14 protein-coding genes are annotated in these 19,715 nt (G+C 38.5%); 7 read left to right on the plus strand and 7 right to left on the minus strand.

Translation table 11 applies throughout. The annotated features are described in order from the left end of the window. Positions 1 to 60 precede the first annotated feature (60 nt). The gene (locus LC419_RS12030; protein ID WP_223607564.1) at positions 61 to 2,595 is read left to right on the plus strand and encodes a phosphoenolpyruvate carboxylase; all 2,535 of its coding nucleotides are present in this window, start codon (positions 61 to 63) and stop codon (positions 2,593 to 2,595) included. 336 nt (positions 2,596 to 2,931) lie between these two features. Here the strand turns inward: LC419_RS12030 and LC419_RS12035 are convergent, their stop codons facing one another. After that, the gene (locus LC419_RS12035; protein ID WP_223607565.1) at positions 2,932 to 4,536 is read right to left on the minus strand and encodes a S8 family peptidase; all 1,605 of its coding nucleotides are present in this window, start codon (positions 4,534 to 4,536) and stop codon (positions 2,932 to 2,934) included. An 86-nt stretch (positions 4,537 to 4,622) separates the two neighbouring features. Here LC419_RS12035 and LC419_RS12040 point away from each other — a divergent pair, with 86 nt between their 5' ends. The 3 genes from LC419_RS12040 to LC419_RS12050 all read left to right on the plus strand — a co-directional run bounded on the left by LC419_RS12040 (position 4,623) and on the right by LC419_RS12050 (position 7,800). Further along, on the plus strand, positions 4,623 to 5,747 hold the full coding sequence (locus tag LC419_RS12040; RefSeq protein WP_223607566.1) for a DegT/DnrJ/EryC1/StrS aminotransferase family protein: 1,125 nt from the start codon (positions 4,623 to 4,625) through the stop codon (positions 5,745 to 5,747). A gap of 464 nt (positions 5,748 to 6,211) precedes the next feature. Beyond that, on the plus strand, positions 6,212 to 7,231 hold the full coding sequence (gene galE, locus LC419_RS12045) for a UDP-glucose 4-epimerase GalE (protein ID WP_223607567.1): 1,020 nt from the start codon (positions 6,212 to 6,214) through the stop codon (positions 7,229 to 7,231). Positions 7,232 to 7,347: 116 nt separating this feature from the next. Continuing rightward, a complete protein-coding gene (locus tag LC419_RS12050; protein ID WP_047448080.1) occupies positions 7,348 to 7,800 on the plus strand; it encodes an adenylyltransferase/cytidyltransferase family protein in 453 nt (150 codons plus the stop codon). A gap of 45 nt (positions 7,801 to 7,845) precedes the next feature. Here LC419_RS12050 and LC419_RS12055 read toward each other — a convergent pair whose 3' ends face one another. The 5 genes from LC419_RS12055 to pnuC all read right to left on the minus strand — a co-directional run bounded on the left by LC419_RS12055 (position 7,846) and on the right by pnuC (position 13,813). Continuing rightward, positions 7,846 to 10,401, minus strand: a complete 2,556-nt coding sequence (locus tag LC419_RS12055) for a TonB-dependent receptor (protein WP_223607568.1) — start codon at positions 10,399 to 10,401, stop codon at positions 7,846 to 7,848. A 170-nt stretch (positions 10,402 to 10,571) separates the two neighbouring features. After that, on the minus strand, positions 10,572 to 11,597 hold the full coding sequence (mltG, locus tag LC419_RS12060; protein ID WP_223607569.1) for an endolytic transglycosylase MltG: 1,026 nt from the start codon (positions 11,595 to 11,597) through the stop codon (positions 10,572 to 10,574). A gap of 28 nt (positions 11,598 to 11,625) precedes the next feature. Beyond that, the gene (dapF, locus tag LC419_RS12065; protein ID WP_223607570.1) at positions 11,626 to 12,393 is read right to left on the minus strand and encodes a diaminopimelate epimerase; all 768 of its coding nucleotides are present in this window, start codon (positions 12,391 to 12,393) and stop codon (positions 11,626 to 11,628) included. A 92-nt stretch (positions 12,394 to 12,485) separates the two neighbouring features. Then, positions 12,486 to 13,139: a hypothetical protein gene (locus tag LC419_RS12070; protein WP_223607571.1), complete on the minus strand. Its 654-nt coding sequence runs from the start codon at positions 13,137 to 13,139 to the stop codon at positions 12,486 to 12,488. Beyond that, positions 13,136 to 13,813: a nicotinamide riboside transporter PnuC gene (gene pnuC, locus LC419_RS12075; RefSeq protein ID WP_223607572.1), complete on the minus strand. Its 678-nt coding sequence runs from the start codon at positions 13,811 to 13,813 to the stop codon at positions 13,136 to 13,138. The genes LC419_RS12070 and pnuC overlap by 4 nt, the downstream gene beginning before the upstream one ends. A 166-nt stretch (positions 13,814 to 13,979) precedes the next feature. Between pnuC and LC419_RS12080 the strand changes: the two genes are divergently transcribed. The 3 genes from LC419_RS12080 to hemN all read left to right on the plus strand — a co-directional run bounded on the left by LC419_RS12080 (position 13,980) and on the right by hemN (position 18,160). Further along, positions 13,980 to 15,521 carry an APC family permease gene (locus LC419_RS12080; protein WP_223607573.1) on the plus strand — a complete coding sequence of 514 codons (1,542 nt, stop codon included), beginning with the start codon at positions 13,980 to 13,982 and terminating at the stop codon, positions 15,519 to 15,521. A 55-nt stretch (positions 15,522 to 15,576) separates the two neighbouring features. Continuing rightward, complete coding sequence (locus tag LC419_RS12085; protein ID WP_223607574.1) at positions 15,577 to 16,590, plus strand: glycosyl hydrolase; 1,014 nt, start codon at positions 15,577 to 15,579, stop codon at positions 16,588 to 16,590. Positions 16,591 to 16,801: 211 nt separating this feature from the next. Continuing rightward, complete coding sequence (gene hemN / locus LC419_RS12090; protein ID WP_223607575.1) at positions 16,802 to 18,160, plus strand: oxygen-independent coproporphyrinogen III oxidase; 1,359 nt, start codon at positions 16,802 to 16,804, stop codon at positions 18,158 to 18,160. 50 nt (positions 18,161 to 18,210) lie between these two features. Here the strand turns inward: hemN and LC419_RS12095 are convergent, their stop codons facing one another. Next, on the minus strand, positions 18,211 to 19,581 hold the full coding sequence (locus tag LC419_RS12095) for a PQQ-dependent sugar dehydrogenase (RefSeq protein WP_223607576.1): 1,371 nt from the start codon (positions 19,579 to 19,581) through the stop codon (positions 18,211 to 18,213). Positions 19,582 to 19,715: the final 134 nt, after the last annotated feature.

A 19,715-nucleotide genomic window follows, 5' to 3' on the forward strand; every position in this document is an offset into this window, starting at 1 on the left:
CACTTTATTTTTTTGTCATTTGTCAATTCATTTAAAACCAAAATCCATTACATTTGTTATATGATACACGACCAACGAGCAGAAAAATTCAGGCAGATCGTGGAGAATAAGTTCCAGATCTACAATTCATTATTTATGAGCCTGCCTTATGATAAAATGACCAATATCGGAATGCTTCTTCCGTTCCTTTACGAGGAAAGCCGAAACGGATATGAGGAAGGGAAAACCCCTGAAGGAATTGTCGAAGAATTCTTTAAAAACCATACCGATCTTCAAACGGAAGAGCAGAAACTTGAACTGCTTTTTAAGATCATTCAGTACATCGAAAGACAGGTGGTTTTATTTGACAGTATTGAAGATGCGGCATTTCCAAATCTTCACTCCGAGAGTGACAGCGGAACGGTGACGAATCTTTTTGAACGTTCCTACCAGGACCATAAGCTTGAAAAAGTGCGTGAAAAGCTGAAAGATTTTACAGTGAAAGTGGTATTCACAGCACACCCAACCCAGTTTTATCCAAGCTCGGTACAGAGAATTATTCAGGACCTGCGCGGAGCAATTACCAGCGATTCCGTGACACAGATCGATATGCTTTTACAGCAGTTGGGAAAAACTCCTTTTGTCAATAAGGAAAAACCAACTCCAATAGATGAAGCGCTTAGTATCATTTCCTATTTGAGATATGTGTATTACGACACGATCGGAGAACTGTTTACGAAGATCAGAAAGACCTTTGGAAACGGACATTTCCATCTGCATGAAGATATTATTCAGCTTGGGTTCTGGCCAGGCGGTGACAGAGACGGAAATCCATTTGTGACGGCTGATGTTACAAAAAGAGTCGCAGAAGAGCTCCGTTCCGCGATCCTGAAATCCTATTACAGTCATTTGAAATTTATCAGAAGAAGACTGAGTTTCAGAGGAGTTTCTGAAGTTTTAACGCAATTGAGCGATGAGCTGTATGGAGCTATATTTAACGGAAAGATAATCACGGCAGATGATATCCTGAAAAAAACGGATGAAGCAGAAAAAATCCTCGTGAATGAGCACAATTCCCTTTTTTTAGATCTTCTGGCTAATTTCAGAGACCGAGTGAAAATTTTCGGGACTCACTTTGCCACGCTGGATGTCCGCCAGGACAGCAGGATTCATCAGAAAGTGATCGATGAGGTTTTTGCTAAAGTATTTGAAGGGGCAAAAGCTTCTGAAGAAGAAAAATTCAATAAACTGATTCAGTTTGGTGAAAAGGTGAATGCGGATCAGTTTGAAGATATTGTTAAAGATACCTTACTGACCGTTTCACAGGTTTCCGAAATTCAGGATCTGAATGGGCAACGAGGAATGAACCGCTACATTATTTCCAATTCCGATGCCGTAAAAGATGTCATGAATGTCTATGCATTTTTTAAGATCTGCGGTTATCAGGATGAAGACATTAAAATGGACATTGTTCCACTTTTTGAAACCATGGAAGGTTTGGCCAATTCTGAGAATGTCATGAATGAGCTTTATCAGAATCCTGTTTATAAAAAGCACCTTGAACGCAGAGGAAACCAACAGACGATTATGCTAGGTTTTTCAGACGGAACAAAAGACGGTGGATATCTGAAGGCCAACTGGGAGATTTATAAGGCTAAAGAAGTCTTAACTAAACTTTCCGTTCAGAATGGAATTAAAGTCGTATTCTTCGACGGCAGAGGTGGGCCACCGGCAAGAGGCGGTGGGAAAACCCACGATTTCTATGCTTCACAGGGAAATACCATTGCCAACAATAAAATCGAGCTGACCATCCAGGGACAGACTATTACCAGCATTTTCGGAAATAAAGAACAAGCCAAATACAATTTTGAACAGCTTCTGACCGCCGGAGTAGAAAATGATGTCTTTAAAAATTCAAAAAAAGACCTGACAGAAAAAGAAAGAAAACTGATCGCAGAGCTGGCTGATATCAGTTATAAAAAATACTCCGATCTGAAAGCTCACCCTATGTTTGTGCCATATCTTCAGGAAATGAGTACCCTGGAATATTATGGTAAAACAAATATCGGAAGCCGCCCGTCAAAAAGAGGAAACGGTAGTGAACTGAAATTTGAAGATCTCAGAGCGATTCCGTTTGTCGGTTCATGGTCGCAGCTGAAGCAGAATGTTCCGGGATTCTTCGGGTTCGGATTTGCGATGCAGCAGATGAAAGAACAGGGAAGGCTGGATGAGGTAAAAGAGCTGTATAAAGGTTCTGATTTCTTTAAAACCTTAGTGCTGAACTCTATGATGAGTATGAACAAATCGTATTTTCCGTTGACTTATTACATTAAAAACAATCCAAAGTTCGGTGCATTCTGGAATATATTATTTGATGAATATACGCTTTCAAGAGATATTATGCTTGAACTGACCGGATTTAAAATGCTGCAGGAAGAAGATCCGCTGTCCAGAAAATCAGTGAAGATTCGGGAGAAGATTGTGCTTCCGCTGTTGAGTATTCAGCAGTATGCGCTGATGAAGATCCAGAAGGGAGAAGGCAATAAAGAAGCTTATGAAAAGCTGGTGACCAGATCATTATTTGGAAATATTAATGCGAGTAGAAACTCTGCTTAATTGATAACAACAACGCCTTTCGATTGAGAGGCGTTTTTTTGTTTAAACACACATGTACTCACCATTGAGCACAATGATTTTGTGGATGGTTTTAGATTTTGGCTGAAGCCGTTGGTTGATTATTAAAGATAAAACGGGCTAAAGCCCGTTCCTATTGAATATATTGGGTGCAGTAAAAATCTGTGTCATCTGAGCAATCTGTGGGAGATAAAAATAGCATTGTTAGCTTTTATTACCATTAAAAATGGAATAAATTTCATTTTCTGTAACTTCTGTGACAGGTTCAAATTTGCGATATTTGTGCAAAATATCAGTGGAATTTGTGTTTAAAAAAAACTATTCCTTAAGGAATTTCTCATAAAAAACCCGATCCTTCATCTGAATTTTCAGATAATACGTTCCTTTCGGGAAATCTTCTACTTTTATAGATTTCAGTCCGGTATTTTTTCTGATCAGTTTTCCTAAATTATCATAGACTTCCAGCGATTGGATCTCCTCTTCAGAAGCAATGTTCAGAATATTTTTTACTGGATTCGGGAAAATGGCAAATTTTTCTTTTTTCACGATATCAGAAGTATTCAGCACCTGGTTGTAAACGCTTCCAAAGTTCAGAATACCATAGCCCATCTGGTCCGTATGACCCGGATAAAGAGAAGCGGTCTGTCTCAGTTTCGTTCTCATCTGTTCCCTGTTCATAGAAGGAAAAGCCTGGATGAAACATGCGACACCACCTGCAGCAATTGGAGTGGCAATGGAAGTTCCGTTGACAGAGGTTAATGTGCTGTTATTAACGGTTGCAGAAGCTGTTCCTCTTGCACTTGCATCCGGTTTTACTACACCTACGGAGTTCGGGCCATACGATGAAAACCCGGATGAATTTCCTGCAGAGTCTACTGATCCTATTGTGAAAACTTTGACATTGTCGGCTGGGGTCAGCAGGTAGTGCCATGGCTGTACGCCAGAATTTCCTGCAGCGGCGAGAACAAAAATTCCTTTATTGGCAGCTATTTCAGCGGCTCTTGCGATGAAAGAAGTGGTTCCGTTCAAATCGGAATAGGTATAGCTGTATCGGGGGTCATCAAAAATATTGTAGCCAAGAGAAGCTGTGATAATATCAACACCTTTTCTGTCTGCTTCTTCGGCTGCTTCTATCCAGTACAATTCCTCTTCAGGGACTTCACCTACAGCGTTTTCACTGCGATAAAGATAAAAATCGGCATCAGGAGCGGATCCTACAAAAATATCTTTAATATAGCCTCCAATGGCACCAAGAACTGCAGATCCATGATTGCTGATGGAGGTATCATAGACATTATTGGTTTTGGTCACAAAATCATACACCGCTTTGATCTGATTATTGGTACGTATTCTTTCAAAAGCGGATCCTGTATTCACATAGGGAAATCCTGCATCAATAACCGCGATGGAAACGCCTGTTCCTGTAAATCCTGCCAGATGAAGAGGCCTCACATTGATCTGATCGATCTGTGCAGAACCGGAGCCGTAATCAAAAACGGTAAGGTTTTTTTGTGTTTCGGAAGAGGTATTCCATTTGCCATGGGGGGCTGTTTTGGTAACGGTCGAATTGTTTCTGGCAAAACGTCCTACTGATGACACGTAGGGCTGTGCCTGAAGAATAGTTATCTGTGCCGGAGTGGCATTGACCGCGGCACCATTGAGCCATTTGGAGTAATCAGTAACGGTAAAACCAAGATTCTGAAGGTTCTGAATATAGGACTGTTCGATGGGAGCATCCTGATCATTGAGCGGAATACCCAGCGAAGTACGTCTGTTAAGGGATTTTTGGGTCAGTTCTGAAAGCGGATTGGCGTAAAAAGCAGCTTTGTTCGGTTTGCCTGAAAAATAAACAAAAACAAGCTCTGTCTGCGCATTTGCGGCTGAGTAACCCGCTAAAAGACAAAAGAGTAAAAGTTTTTTCATAAAGTTATTTTGTATAAAGATAAAACAAAATCAATAAAATTTTTGATAGGATTTTAAATTCCTTATTTTTACACAAATATTTATTTATGAAAAAAATTCAGATGGTTGACTTGCAAAGTCAGTATTACAAAATAAAGAATGATGTAGACAATGCAGTTTTAAATGTAATGGATTCTGCGGCTTTTATCAACGGCCCTGAAGTAAAGTCTTTCCAGAATGAATTGGAATCTTATTTAGATGTAAAGCATGTGATCCCGTGTGCAAACGGAACGGATGCTTTGCAGATCGCGCTGATGGCTTTGGATCTTCAGGAAGGAGACGAAGTAATCACGGCCGATTTTACTTTTGCCGCTACAGTAGAAGTTATTCATTTGCTTAAACTGAAATCAGTGCTGGTAGATGTAGATTACGATACATTCACAATCTCTACAGAAGAAATTAAAAAAGCGATTACGCCAAGAACCAAAGCGATCATTCCTGTACACATTTTCGGACAGTGTGCCAATATGGAAGAAATCCTTAAAATTGCAGAAGAGCACAATCTGTTTGTGATTGAGGACAATGCCCAAGCCATAGGTTCAGAATACACATTCTCAGATGGAACTCAAAAATATGCAGGAACAATGGCGACTGTGGGAACGACTTCATTTTTCCCTTCAAAAAATTTAGGATGCTACGGTGACGGAGGTGCCATTACCACAAACAATGATGAGCTGGCGCACCGTTTAAGAGGTATCGTCAACCACGGAATGTATGAAAGATACTACCATGATGAGGTAGGAGTGAATTCAAGACTGGACAGCATTCAGGCTGCGGTTTTAAGAAAAAAACTACCCAATCTTGATTCTTACAACGATGCAAGAAGAAAGGCAGCTGATTATTATGACGAAGCTTTTGCAGGAAACGAAAATATTTTAACGCCAAAAAGAGCAGAAAATTCTACCCACGTATTCCACCAGTATACCTTGAGAATTCTGAACGGAAAGCGTAACGAGCTTCAGAAGTTCCTTACAGAGAAAGAAATTCCGGCTATGATTTATTATCCTGTAGCATTGAGAAAGCAGAAAGCGTATTACCAGGAAAGCAATGATGCTGATTTTGTGAATACAGATAAGCTTCTTGAGCAGGTGATTTCTCTGCCCATGCATACTGAATTAGACGAAGAGCAGCTAAAGTATATTACGGATGCGGTGCTTGAGTTTATGAGATAGGATATGCTTCACGACGAGAGAATACTAAAAAATAAGTTTGCTTATTTTTTTACAATTGGTTTTGTTTTAGGTTGGATTATCTATTACGGAGTATTCGTAATTAATGTTTTACTTAAAGGTTATAGACTTTTAGAAAAGTATACTCAATTTAGAATTCCCATCTATTTTTTTAATTTTATAGTATTTACATTACTGATTGTGACATTTGTTCATATTTTTAAAGAATCAGCAAAAATGTTTATATATTTAAATATGACAGGGGTGTCGATCATATTTTTAGGCTCGTTGAGCTTTTATATTAATTATGATGGGAGATGGGAACGGTATATTTATTCTTTTTCATTGGGACTTACTTTGTTTTTAATAGCACCAATATTGTTTATAAATTATTCTAGACATCGACCCGCAAAAAGCGAAATAGACAACATAGGAAAACACACAGATTAAAAAAAATATAACAAAAAATGGCAGTACTTGTTACGGGCGGGCTCGGATACATCGGTTCCCATACAGTAGTTGAGCTTCTTAACGATGGTTTTGAAGTCGTTATTGTAGACGATTTATCCAACTCGGAAAGATTTATTTTAAAGAATATCGAAGAGATTACAGGCAAAAAGCCGTTTTTCTATCCTTTCGATTTAAGACGCAGAGAACTCCTGACTCAGGTTTTTGATGCCCATCAGATCGAAGGTTGTATCAATTTTGCAGCTTCCAAAGCAGTAGGAGAGAGCCAGGTAAAGCCGGTGGATTATTATGAGAATAATTTATTCACGCTGATCAATATTCTTCAGGAATTTAAAGAAAGAGGTCTTTCTAATTTTATATTCAGTTCATCGTGTACGGTTTATGGGCAGGCGGAAAAAATGCCGATCGATGAGAATACACCGCTGAAGCTTCCGGAAAGCGTTTACGGGAAGACCAAGCAGATGGGAGAGCAGATTTTAACTGATTTTGCGAAAGCTTACAACAGAAGAATTTCCCTCCTGAGATATTTTAACCCGATTGGAGCTCATCCTTCAGGAAAACTGGGCGAACTTCCAATGGGAGTTCCCAACAACTTGGTTCCTTACGTCATGCAGACTGCTGCAGGAATTCGTGAGAAACTGAATATCTGGGGCGATGATTACGATACGGCAGACGGAACTCCGGTTCGTGATTATATTTATGTTGTGGATCTTGCCAAGGCTCATGTAAGTGCCCTGAAAAAGCTGATGCAGAGCGGAGATGAAGCAATGATTGATATCTTTAATCTGGGAACAGGAAAAGGAGTATCGGTGCTGGAAGTGGTGAAAGCTTTCGAAACGGCTAATGATGTGAAGGTTCCTTACCAGATCTGTGAAAGAAGAGAAGGTGATATTACGGTTGCTTATGCCGATGTCCACAAAGCTGAAAAGGAGCTTCACTGGAAATCGGAGACGTCATTGGAGGAATCTTTGAGAACAGTCTGGAAATGGCAGCTGTATCTGGATTCTCAGACCGTTTAAAAGAAGAACTTAAAAAACAGATTATAAAACAAATTACAAAATCATTTCCTTCAGTCTTCGCTTTTTTATTAAAGTAAAGAAATGCTGACTGTCACGAAATATTAATTGAAAATAGTATGAAAACACAAAAAATAGGTATTACATTTTCCTCATTTGACCTGCTTCATGCGGGACACATCAAAATGCTTGAAGAAGCTAAAACAGTGTGCGATTATTTAATTGTAGGGCTTCAGATCGATCCGTCTCACGACCGTCCGAATAAGAATAAGCCAAGCCAGACCATCGTAGAAAGATACATCCAGTTGAAGGCTGTCAATGCCGTAGACGAGATTATTCCATATTATACAGAAGAAGATCTGCAGGATATTTTAAAGTCTTTCGTAATCGATGTAAGAATCATTGGTGACGATTATATGGACAGAGATTTTACCGGAAAAAGGTATTGTGAAGAGAAAGGAATTGAAATCTTTTACAACAAAAGAGATCACAGGTTTTCCACCAGCGACCTTAGAAGAAGAATCTACGAAGCTGAAAAAGAAAAATTTGAACAGACTGAAACCGTAAAATAAAAAAAATCCCGAAAAATATTTTCGGGATTTTTTTGTGTATTAGCATTACATTGGACCTTGTTGGTCGTCGCCGGTTGCATTGGAATTAATATCTTTTTTCCTTTTAGGCTGTTCTACTTTCTCGCCCTGTTTGAATCTGTAGGTAAGAGAGACTGAGAACTGTCTCGGTTGCCATTGCATGTAAGAATCTCTTACACTGTTTGCTGTATATGTTGTAGATCTCATAGATCTGGTATTGAAAATATCCTGAACATTAAATGCTAAAGTTCCATCACCTTTCCAAATGGTTTTAGAGGCACCGAAGTTGATGGCATACATATCTTTTCTATCCTGATAAGCCGTTTTCTGGCCTCCTCTATAGAATCCCTGTATCTGGAAACTGAATGTTTTATCTACTTTAATTGTTGAAGAAAGTCTCGCTCTTGTTGAAAACCCTTTACCGTTAAAATCAGCAACAGCCTGAATAGGATTACCGTTTTTATCGAAAGTATCATATAGCGTGCTTCCTTTTGTATTGTAACCAAAAAGATCTACATTTCCTAAGAATTTCAACCAACTTGTTGCATCCCAGTTGAAGTTTAAATCTAAACCGAAACGGTCATCCGTACCCAGGTTAATAGGTTTTGTATGAGATTCTATACGCTTTGGGTTAATAATAACTCCATTTTCATCTGTAGCCAAAATATTATACACTAACATTTTTGTGTCATCAGTCTGATGTCTGTAATATAGCGTAGGATTAATCGTAAATTTCTTTTTTGAAATGCTGTACCCAAATTCAAAAGAGTCTACATATGATGGATTAAGATCAATGTTTCCGTCAAAAATATTTTGGTTATCATTATAACTCGGGTTAGGAATCATAAAGAATGATCTTGGGCGGTCTATTCTTCTTGTGTAGTTTAATAGCAACTGATTATCCTTCGCGAATTCATAACTTAAATATACGCTTGGGAATAAGTTATTGTAATTTTTAGTAGTTGCAGGTACATTTTTCTTGGGGTCAAGGCTTAGATAATTAATATCTACATTCGACAATTCATCTCTTACACCTACCTGATATCCTAATTTTCCGATTTTACTTTTGAATTGTAAATAAAAAGCATTAAAAGTCTCCTTATATGTTGCATCATACGTGTATGGCTTAAGAAAATCTAATGGCTTTGTTGTGGTGCTCTCACGAACATCATTGCTATAATCATTGGTATTGATATCAATTCTATATCCTGCTTCTAATTTTGAATATTCACCTATAGGCAACTCGTAATCAGCCTTACCAATAACAGATCTGTTCGTGGTATGTTGATTAATGATATCTTTCAAATTATCAATAGTATCATCAATATTGGTATCGTTGTATGATCGGCTTCTCTGTAAACTTAATGATAATGATAAGTTTTGTCCTTTATCATCAAATTTATGATCTAACCCAAAATCACCCTGGAAAGCGAGGTTATTGTTTGTTCCGAAAGTATTTCTGTTTGATGTGTAAAAAGGATTTTTAAGAGGAGTATAAAGATAATCAATATTTCCAAAATTTTCACTGTCAAAAGTTCTTACAGTTCCGGATGCATTTACTGAGGTTTTTTCAGAAATGTCATAAACGATACCTGCAGAAGCGTTATAGTTGTTGTTTTTACTTTTAGTTTCAGAGTTAGTATTTCTTTGTACTAAATCATCATCTAATAGAGCATTGCTAAAATAATCATTGTTTCTACTGGTATTTTTTGATTCCCTGTACCCACCTCCGCCATTTAGAAACCATGTAAAGTTTCCTTTTCTCCAGTTAAGGTTGGCATTCAGGTTGGTTTGAGGAAGATATCCCAAAGTTCCGATAACACTACCGTTGAAACCGGTCTTCTTGGTTTTCTTTAAAATGATATTCAAAATACCCGCTGTACCGCTTGCTTCAAATTTAGAAGAAGGATTCGTGATCACTTCAATTCTGTCGATTTGGTCTGCAGGAATACTCTGAAGTGCATTGGCGCCATCATCTATTCCAAGAAGGGCAGATGGTTTTCCGTTGATCAGGAATCTTACGTTGGAGCTACCTCTCATCGAAACAGTACCGTCGGTATCCACGGAAACAGAAGGAACGTTAGAAAGGACATCCTGAAGATTTCCTCCTTTACTTACAATATCCTGAGAAGGGTCGTAAGTTCTTTTGTCAAGTTCCACTTTATAAGGTTTTGTGGCCGCAGCAGTAATAACTACTCCCTGGATTTCCTGAGTTTTATTCCCGGCAGTACTTGTAGCTTCAGCTTCTATCGATAATGCACCGATATTTCCTGCACCTGCAATATTTTTAGTAATAGTGCTCTTCTTGTAATCGATGGCTTCTACTGTGATATCATAGTTTCCAGGAGCTAATTCCAGTTTGTACTGTCCTTTTTCGTCGGTAAGTACAGCGTCGCTTAATGCTTTGTTCAATTTATTGCTAAAGGTCACAGAAGCGTAAGGAACCGGCTGGTTGTTTTTGTTGACAATCATTCCCGTAACGCCTGCTTTATCCTGGGCAAATGCCATAGCAGCTGCCGAAAGTACAAAAGTAAGTGCTAACGTTTTTTTGGTGAAAATGTTGACAATTTCCGTCTGATTCATAAGGTATTGTTTGTGTAAAATCGTGAAAGTATAACTTATAACATTGTGAAATCATTAATTGGGTTGATTTTCAAAATATTATAATTTATGTATTATTTATAGATGTATAAGTCGTGTGTAAGTGTTAAAAGTTAATTATCGTATTGTTAAATAAAAGTTAAATTAGTTTTCTATTTTATATTTTTTGAATTCAACCAGTCCTGATACGCTTTTGCATTGATCGCATGCTCTTCTGCGCTGGCCGTAAATTTATGATAGCCGAACCTTGCCGGATCTGCACACATAAATATATAATTGTTGTTTTCTGCATTTAAAACAGCATCTACCGAGTTTTTGTCTACTACGCAAATGGGTCCCGGAGGAATTCCTGCATTGGCGTAGGTATTATACGGTGATGGAGTAGACAGGTGCTTGTAAAATACACGCTTGATCTGTTCCTTAAAATTAGTCTGCTTGTTGATGGCATAAATCACCGTTGGATCAGACTGAAGCTTCATTCCCTTTCTGTAACGGTTCAGGTATAATCCTGCAATCGTTTTCATCTCATCTTTTTTTCCACCTGATTCCTTATAAACAATGGATGCCAAAGCATAAATCTGATCTCTGCTCAGACCCGACTGCTGTTCCCGGTTCTTTCTGTCACTCGTCCAGAACTCATTATACTGCTCGTCGAATTTTTTGAAAAACTCTCTAGGACTAACGGTCCAGAAGAAATTATAAGTATCGATGAAAAAGTATTTTTTTAAATCCTCTGCATTTTTATATCCTTTTTCTACGGCTACCTGATTCAGATCATTCACGAAGTGTAAAGAATCAAGTTCTGTCTTTTTCGTTACCTTTCCGATCATCTGATACATATCCCCGAAATCTCCGATTCTGAAGCTGTTTTCCGACTGATTTCCAGCTTTGATCATATTCACAAGGTTGGTGTTTCCTGCTCCCGGTTGGAAATGGTAACGCCCCGGCTTGAAATATTGAGCAAGATCTTTATCTTTAGCTACAGCCTCGAAAGCTTCTCTATCTTTTACATACGGGGTTACGGAGTCTAGGATCTGCTTAAAATTCGCCTTGTGGGGAATTAATACATAGCCGTCCTTTTCTACGTTATTGCCGTAATATTTATTATAAAATCTCAAACCAAAAAATCCTGCCGCTCCAAAAACAATGAGAGCGATAACGAGAACAGTTTTTTTCATTATTAAAAAGTTGATTAAAAGTTTGTTTTTAAATAAGATCTATTTTACCTCTAAAAACTTGCTTTGCCGGACCTTCCAACCAAATATTCTGAAAGGAATTTCCGTTTTTCTCAGCATGAACTTTAAGATCGCCTCCTAAAGTTTTAACTTTTACAGAGATTAGATTATGTTTTTGCAGAAAAGTTAAAGCAGAAGCTGTAACTCCTGTGCCGCAACTGAAAGTTTCGTCCTCAACGCCTCGTTCATAGGTTCTTACAAAAATTTCATCATCATTAAATTTTTCAACAAAATTCACATTGATGCCTTTTTCCTTATATTTTTCTGAATTTCTGATGCCGTTTCCTTCTGCAAAAACATTGTAATTTACCAGATCTTCCACATATCTTACATAATGAGGCGATCCGGTATTCATCAGGGTGTCTTCTCCGTCTGCGGAAATAGTATCTACATCGATCATCTTTAATTTAATGATCCCGTTATGAATTTCAGCTTCATGCTCACCGTCAGTGGCAATGAACTTACATTTATCTTCAAAAATATCCAGGAAGAAAGCGAAGGCCACAAGACATCTTCCACCGTTTCCGCACATGGTACTTTCGCCGCCGTCAGAATTATAGTAGACCATTTTGAAATCATAATCCCCTTCATTTTCCAGAAGGATAAGACCGTCAGCCCCGATTCCGAAACGTCTGTCACATAGTTTTTCAATAAGATCTTTCTCTTTGGGAAACTGCAGATCACGGTTATCTACCATCACAAAATCATTTCCAGTCCCCTGATATTTATAAAATTCCATATTCTTTTAGTGTAAAATTAACGAGCAAAATTAGTATATTTAAAATGAAAAACGAACAGTGTTAGCTGTTCGTTTTCTTATTTATAATCGTTTTATCTAAATCCACCTCCGCTGGACGGCTGTCTCGTAGGACTGCTGTTTTGCTGAGTGTTGTTCTGGGAGCTTGAGCTTCCTCTGAACCCACCGGAAGATTCCGTTCTGGTGCTGTTCTGGTTTTGGTTCTGATTACTCTGTTGTGAGTTTCTGAAACCGCCACTGTTCTGATTATTCTGGCTTCCCTGATTGTTCTGATAGGTTCCGCCCGATTGATTTCTGAAGCCTCCGTTGTTGCTTTGTGGTCTTTGGTTGTTGTTACCGTTGTTGTAACTGCTGTTTGGATTTCTGAATCCGTTTCCGTTACTGTTTCCACTGCCTGTAGGCTGGCCTCTGAATCCGTTATTCGGTCTTTGGGAAGTTACATTGGATTTTCTTTCTACATATACCTTTCTTCTACTGTTCCCTGAGTTATAGTAATAATAAGGAACACCGCTATCATAATAATAATTGACGTCATTTCTGTAGTAGTAGCCGTCATTTCCATAATAACCGCCGTTTCCGTAATAACCGGACGGAGCATAATAATTTCCGTTGTTATAATATGGGTCTCCGTAACCACCATTGTTGGCGTATCCGTCTGAATAAGCCAAGCATGATGTCAGAGTACTAATAGCAACGATACTGAATGCTATTTTAAGTAAATTTTTCATGACTTTATTGTACTTTTTTCTTTTAAACTTTTTTTCCAATTGACGTATCCTAAGATCGCCATTATAGTAAATACCAAATATTGAACCGAAGTGATCCCAAGCTCCTTAAAAATCATCATCGGGATACAAATAAAATCGCCGATGATCCAGAAGATCCAGTTCTCAATGCGCTGTCTGGCCATAAACCACATGCCCACCAAAAATATTGAAGTCGTGATTACGTCCAACCAGTTTGCCCAGTCAAGATGGTACAATCCTAAATTCGTATCCTTCATAGAAAACTGATTATCAATGTAAGGTTTGTAATAATAGATAAGCGTTACCAGTGCAAGACTTAATATAAAAAGGATGCCCGCGAACATTCTTTCCTTATGGGTAGCCCAGGAAACATCCACATGAACGTGGTCTTTAGAATTTTTTGACCATAAGATCCATCCGTAAACGCTCATCGCCGTATAATATACATTGATCATACAGTCGCCAAGAAGTCCAAAATTAAAGAGAATATAGACATAGATCAGCGTTGAGATGATCCCCGTAGGATAGACCCAGATATTCTTTTTAATTGAAAAATACACGCTCAAAATTCCGAAAACCGTACCAGAGGCTTCAAGCAGGATTTGTGCAGTACTGTAGCTTTCATACGGCTTTACAAAAAGATCATATAAATTCATGCGATCAAAAATAAACAAAAATTAATACTTTTGAAAATAAATTAAATAATGTGTAAATCAGTTTTTTAAATCTTTTTATTTAAAATAAATCACGAAAGTTTATCAATAAACGTTAAGGTTTGTAAAATTTTTATATTTTCGTAAATCTTTAATTAAATAAAAAAACATGTCTAAAATTTGGGTTAAGAAGCCAATGAGCGCTTATGAAGCTGATATCAAAAAGAGCCAGCTGAAACGCGTTCTGGGAAAATGGAGCCTTACTGCTATCGGAATCGGGGCAATCATTGGAGGAGGAATTTTTGTACTTACGGGAACGGGTGCTTATTATAATGCCGGGCCTGCACTGGCACTTTCATTTGTCATCGCGGGAATCGCCTGCGTATTTGCAGCATTATGTTATGCAGAATTTGCTTCCATTCTTCCTGTAGAAGGATCAGCTTATGCTTACGCTTACGGAACGGTAGGAGAAATCTTCGCCTGGATCATTGGATGGGGGCTTATACTGGAATACGCTATGGGATCTATGACCGTCGCCGTCTCCTGGTCGGGATATTTTGCGAAACTCCTCAAAATGTTCGGGCTGCATCTTCCAGCTTACCTTACCACAGATCCGCAGACTTATATAGCGGCAGGAAACTCAGGGTTCTCTATGAACTTACCCGCATTTTTAATTGTTTTCCTTGTGATTTCTATCCTTGTAAGAGGAACAAAAGGGGCTGCTAAAGCAAATAATTTCATTGTAATTCTTAAAGTTTCCGCTATTATCTTCGTGATCATTGCAGGAGCTTTTATTATTTTAAACTCTGCTGAGCCATTTAAAAACTGGATTCCTTTCATTCCTGAGCCTACAACCATCACCGAAAACGGGGTCTCACATTCCGCTTACGGTATAGCAGGAGTAGTAGCAGGAGCATCTGCAATTTTCTTTGCTTATGTAGGTTTCGATGCCGTTTCCACTCAGGCAGGAGAAGCTATTAACCCTAAAAAAGACGTACCGTTTGCCATCATCGCTTCGCTGATCATCTGTACACTTTTATATATCCTTGTTTCTTTAGTGTTAACGGGAATGATGCATTATACAGACTTTAACCCGCTTGGGAAATATCCGGATGCGATCAAAGCTCCAGTAGCGTATGCATTTGATATTGCAGGATATGCATGGGCAGGATACATTATCACCATTGCTGCTACTGTAGGATTGATTTCCGTATTGATGGTAATGATCATGGGACAGTCAAGAATTTTCTTAGGAATGTCTAAGGATGGATTGATCCCTGCTACTTTTTCAAAAGTAAACCCTAAGACAGGAGTTCCTACAAAAAACCTTCTTATTTTAGGCGTTGTGATTGCTATTGTAGCTTCTCTTACTCCTATTAATGACCTTGCACACATGACAAGTTTCGGAACTCTGTTCGCGTTTACGATGGTATGTGTGGCAGTTTGGGTATTGAGAGTAAAAGAACCTGCGTTGCAGAGAAACTTTAAAGTTCCGGCTTTACCGCTTATTGCCTGTTTAGGTATTGCGATCAACGTTTATCTGATCTTTAACCTGAGCAAAGAAGCACAGATGTATTCTTTCGCATGGCTGATCATCGGATTCTTTGTGTACTTCCTGTACAGTAAAAAGCACTCTAAACTTCAGAACGGAGGTTACGGAGAAACTTTCAAAGCAGAACAGGAGCCTTTGGAAAAACCTGATCTAGATTAAAAAAACATACAATCAAAATCCGCAGATTACTGCGGATTTTTTATTTTTGTCTTATATGAAAAAGCTCATCCTCATTGTATTTTCCTTTCTGGGAATTTTTACATTTTCTCAACACATAGAAAGTTTCGAGACAATTCTTAATGATAAAATAAGCATCCGTGCTCTGGAAGTTGATGGCGGAAAGGTCTGGTACAGCGGAACAGATTCAAAGTTCGGGTTCGTTGATTTGAAGAATGTCAAAAATCAGAAACAGATCAGATTATCTGAAAAGAAGCTTCAGTTCAGAACGCTGGCGCAGGATAAAAACTCTTTTTATGCCATCAATATTGAGAGTCCGGCTTATTTTTTTAAAATTGATAAAAAAAGTTTAACATCAGAAACTGTATTCACTGATACGGTGAAAACCGCTTTTTATGATGCTCTGCATTTTGTGAATGATAAGCTGGCTTATACCTTCAGTGATTCTGATAAGGATAATATGCTCAAGTTAGCCGTCTACAAAAATGGCAAATGGAATATGTTCAAAAATAATGTACAGCTGAATAGTGGTGAAGCCGCATTTGCAGCAAGCAATACCAATATCGCTTCCACAAAAAAATATCTGTGGATTGCCACAGGAGGGAAATCTTCACGAATTTTAAGGTTAAATTTTAAAACTGAAAAAATTGAAACATTCAACACGCCTTTTATTCAGGGAGAATCTTCCCAGGGAATGTATTCAATAGATTTTTATGATGACAGATTCGGGGTGGCAGTAGGTGGAGATTACACCAAGCAGGACGCTAATGTCAATAATATTGCCACGACAAACGATGGCGGCGAAAGCTGGCAGATTCAGGCTTCCGGACAAAATGCGGGCTATACGACCTGTGTGAAGATCAAACCCGGTTCAAAGGGTAAAGAAATGATTTCAGTAGGGGATCAACATATCAGCTATTCTTCTGATTTCGGGAAAACGTGGAAGAAAATTTCAGATGAAAAAGGATTCTTTGTCTGCAGTTGGATAAATGGAAATACTGTTGTTTTTGCAGGAAAAGACAGGATTTCTTTGATGAAATTGAAGTTTTAACCGAATGAAAGCATCACTGCATCAGAATTGTAAATCTTACGTATAGAATTTATCATTCTTAGAGAAATTCCCATAACCACCGTATTTAGACTCATTATAAAATACGGCCTAATATATTTCATGGTTTAAAATTCATAACTAATGGTTAATTTTGCAGGATGAAACTGGTGTAGTCCCAATTTCATGATTCGATAATATTTTAAATTTTGAAATGAATTCTTTAATAGATAAGTATAATATTCCCGGACCGCGTTACACCTCTTATCCCACTGTTCCTTATTGGGACGAAACTACATTTTCTCCCGAAAAATGGAGGGAGACGGTGATCAGGTCTTTTCATGAGAGCAATGCAGAGGAGGGGATTTCTATTTATATTCACCTGCCTTTCTGCGAGGCATTGTGTACATTCTGTGCCTGTCACAAGCGTATTACAAAACAGCACAGCGTTGAAATCCCATATCTGGAAAGCGTTTTAAAGGAGTGGAAACTCTATCTGGAGCTTTTTGAAGAAAAACCTAAACTGAAGGAACTTCACTTAGGAGGGGGTACGCCTACATTTTTCTCACCTAAGAACTTAAAAACCTTATTGGAAGGGATTTTTGAAACGGTGGAAATTGCAGAACATCCTGAGTTTTCTTTTGAAGGACATCCGAATAATACGACAAGAGATCACCTACAGACCTTATATGATCTTGGATTCAGAAGAGTGAGTTTTGGTGTTCAGGATTACGATCCTAAAGTTCAGAAGGCCATCAACAGAATTCAGTCTTTTGAAAACGTGAAAAATGTAACGGAATGGGCTAAGGAAATCGGTTACCGTGGAATCAGCCATGATCTTGTCTTTGGACTTCCGCACCAATCCTGGGATGCTATGGAACATACGATCAGAAAAACAATGGAGCTTAAGCCGGACAGACTGGCATTCTATTCCTACGCACATGTTCCATGGGTGAAAGGAGTGGGACAGAGAGGTTTTGATGAAAACGATCTTCCAAGCGGTGAAGAAAAGCGTCGTCTCTATGAAGACGGGAAAAAACTTCTTGAGGATTTAGGATATATTGAAGTGGGAATGGACCATTTTTCTCTGGAGCACGATGATCTTTACCAATCCCTGATTTATAAAAAACTTCACAGAAACTTTATGGGCTATACATCAAGCAATACGCAATTGATGGTAGGTCTTGGAATGTCTGCTATTTCAGATTCCTGGTATGCTTTTGCCCAGAATGTGAAAACGGTGGAAGAATACCAGAAGATCGTGGAAGAAGGTCAGATTCCGGTAGTAAAAGGGCATATTCTGGATGAAGAAGATCTTACGGTGAGAAGACATATTCTGAATCTGATGTGCCAGCTTGAAACTACCTTTACGGATAAAAATTCGTTCCCTGAACTGGAGAATGCATTTGAAATGCTGGAGGAAATGGAGAAGGATGAACTGGTGGAGATCTACGATAATCAAATCAAGATCACAGAAAAAGGAAGAGCATTTACGAGAAATGTCGCGATGGTATTTGATCTCAGAATGATGAGAAACAAACCGGAAACTAGAATTTTCTCAATGACGATATAAAACAAAAGCGGTTCCATCGGAACCGCTTTTTTATTGAGTAAAATAGTGTGTCATTTAATAATAAGTTTCTGGCTGTAAGATTTCACATCTCCCGATTTTATAATCAGATAATAAACTCCCGGAGAAATTCCTGTAATATCAAGACTGCCGTCATTTTCAATTTTCGCTTTTTCTAAAACTATTTTCCCCTCCGTACTGATCAGGTCTGCCGTGCTGTTTCTGTCTGTAAGACCTTCAATGAAAACTTTTTCAGAAGCCGGATTAGGATGAATACTTATAGGGTTAAATTCAGAAGTTTCGTCTGTTCCCAGAGTTCCGGTGGTGACTTTAAATATCTTCCCGCTGGTTACAGCTGCTACAAAAAGTTCTTTCTGGGAATTCTGTCCGAAAGTAGAGAAATTATTTCCTGCACTCGCAGGTCCCCAAACAATAGAATTATCGGGATTTAATATTCCGATCTGGGTAGAACAGTAATCAGCGAAGAAATATTTCCCCTGAAGCGATGGATATTGGGTTCCTCTGTACACATAACCACCGGTTATAGAACATTTTCCGCCGGAATGGTTATACACGGCCACCGGGAACGTCATTGTTGCCATCGCAGCGCATCCTGCCGTATTGTAAGCATTGTTACCTTCATAACAGCGCCATCCGTAATTAATTCCTGCCTGTGTAATGGGCATTCTGTTTATTTCTTCAATCTGTCCCTGGCCTACATCAGCGATCATGACATTTCCTGTGGTGGTGTCAAATGAAAATTTCCACGCATTTCTAAGTCCATACGACCAGATTTCATCAGCTCCGGTCACTAAATTTCCTGCAAAAGGATTTCCGGGTGGAATATTATAGGGTCCTGTGGCATTCACATCTATTCTCAGCATTTTTCCCAGTAGTGAATTGATATTTTGGGAATTGTTGCCGGGATCTCCGCCGCTTCCGCCATCTCCTGTCACCACCCAAAGATTTCCATCGGGTGCAAAATGAATACTTCCGCCATTGTGATTGTCAAATGGTTTTGGAATATTCAGAAGGATCTTTTCAGTGGTAGGATCTGCGAGGTCCGGATTGGTAGGGTTTACGGAATATCTCGCTACGATAATATTTCCTGCCGTATTGTTGTAGTAGACAAAGAAATATCCGTTGGTCGCATATTGAGGATGGAAAGCAAGACCCAGAAGACCCCGTTCTCCACCATAAAGAACTTTGGAACTGATGTTCATAAAATCAGCGCTGTTGATCGTTCCATTGGGCTGGATGATCTTAATGATTCCGTCCTGCTGGACGACGAAGAGACGGGTATCATTGGCGTTCGTAATCTCAACGGGACTGGTAAGCCCGGACGCAAATTCTACTAAATTAATGCTTTGAGAATTAGCAATTAAAGAAGAAAAGATGCACAAAGTAAAAAATAGTTTTTTCATAATATTTTGATATTTAGTGTATTGATAAGTGAATGAAAATTTTATACCAATCGGAATTTGAAAATTTCATTACGATAAGTAGAAAAAATTATTAAATCTTAAATAGAAATTAAAACCCCGATATATCTGAAAAT

The organism is Chryseobacterium sp. OSA05B, from assembly GCF_019970065.1.
Lineage (GTDB): Bacteria > Bacteroidota > Bacteroidia > Flavobacteriales > Weeksellaceae > Chryseobacterium.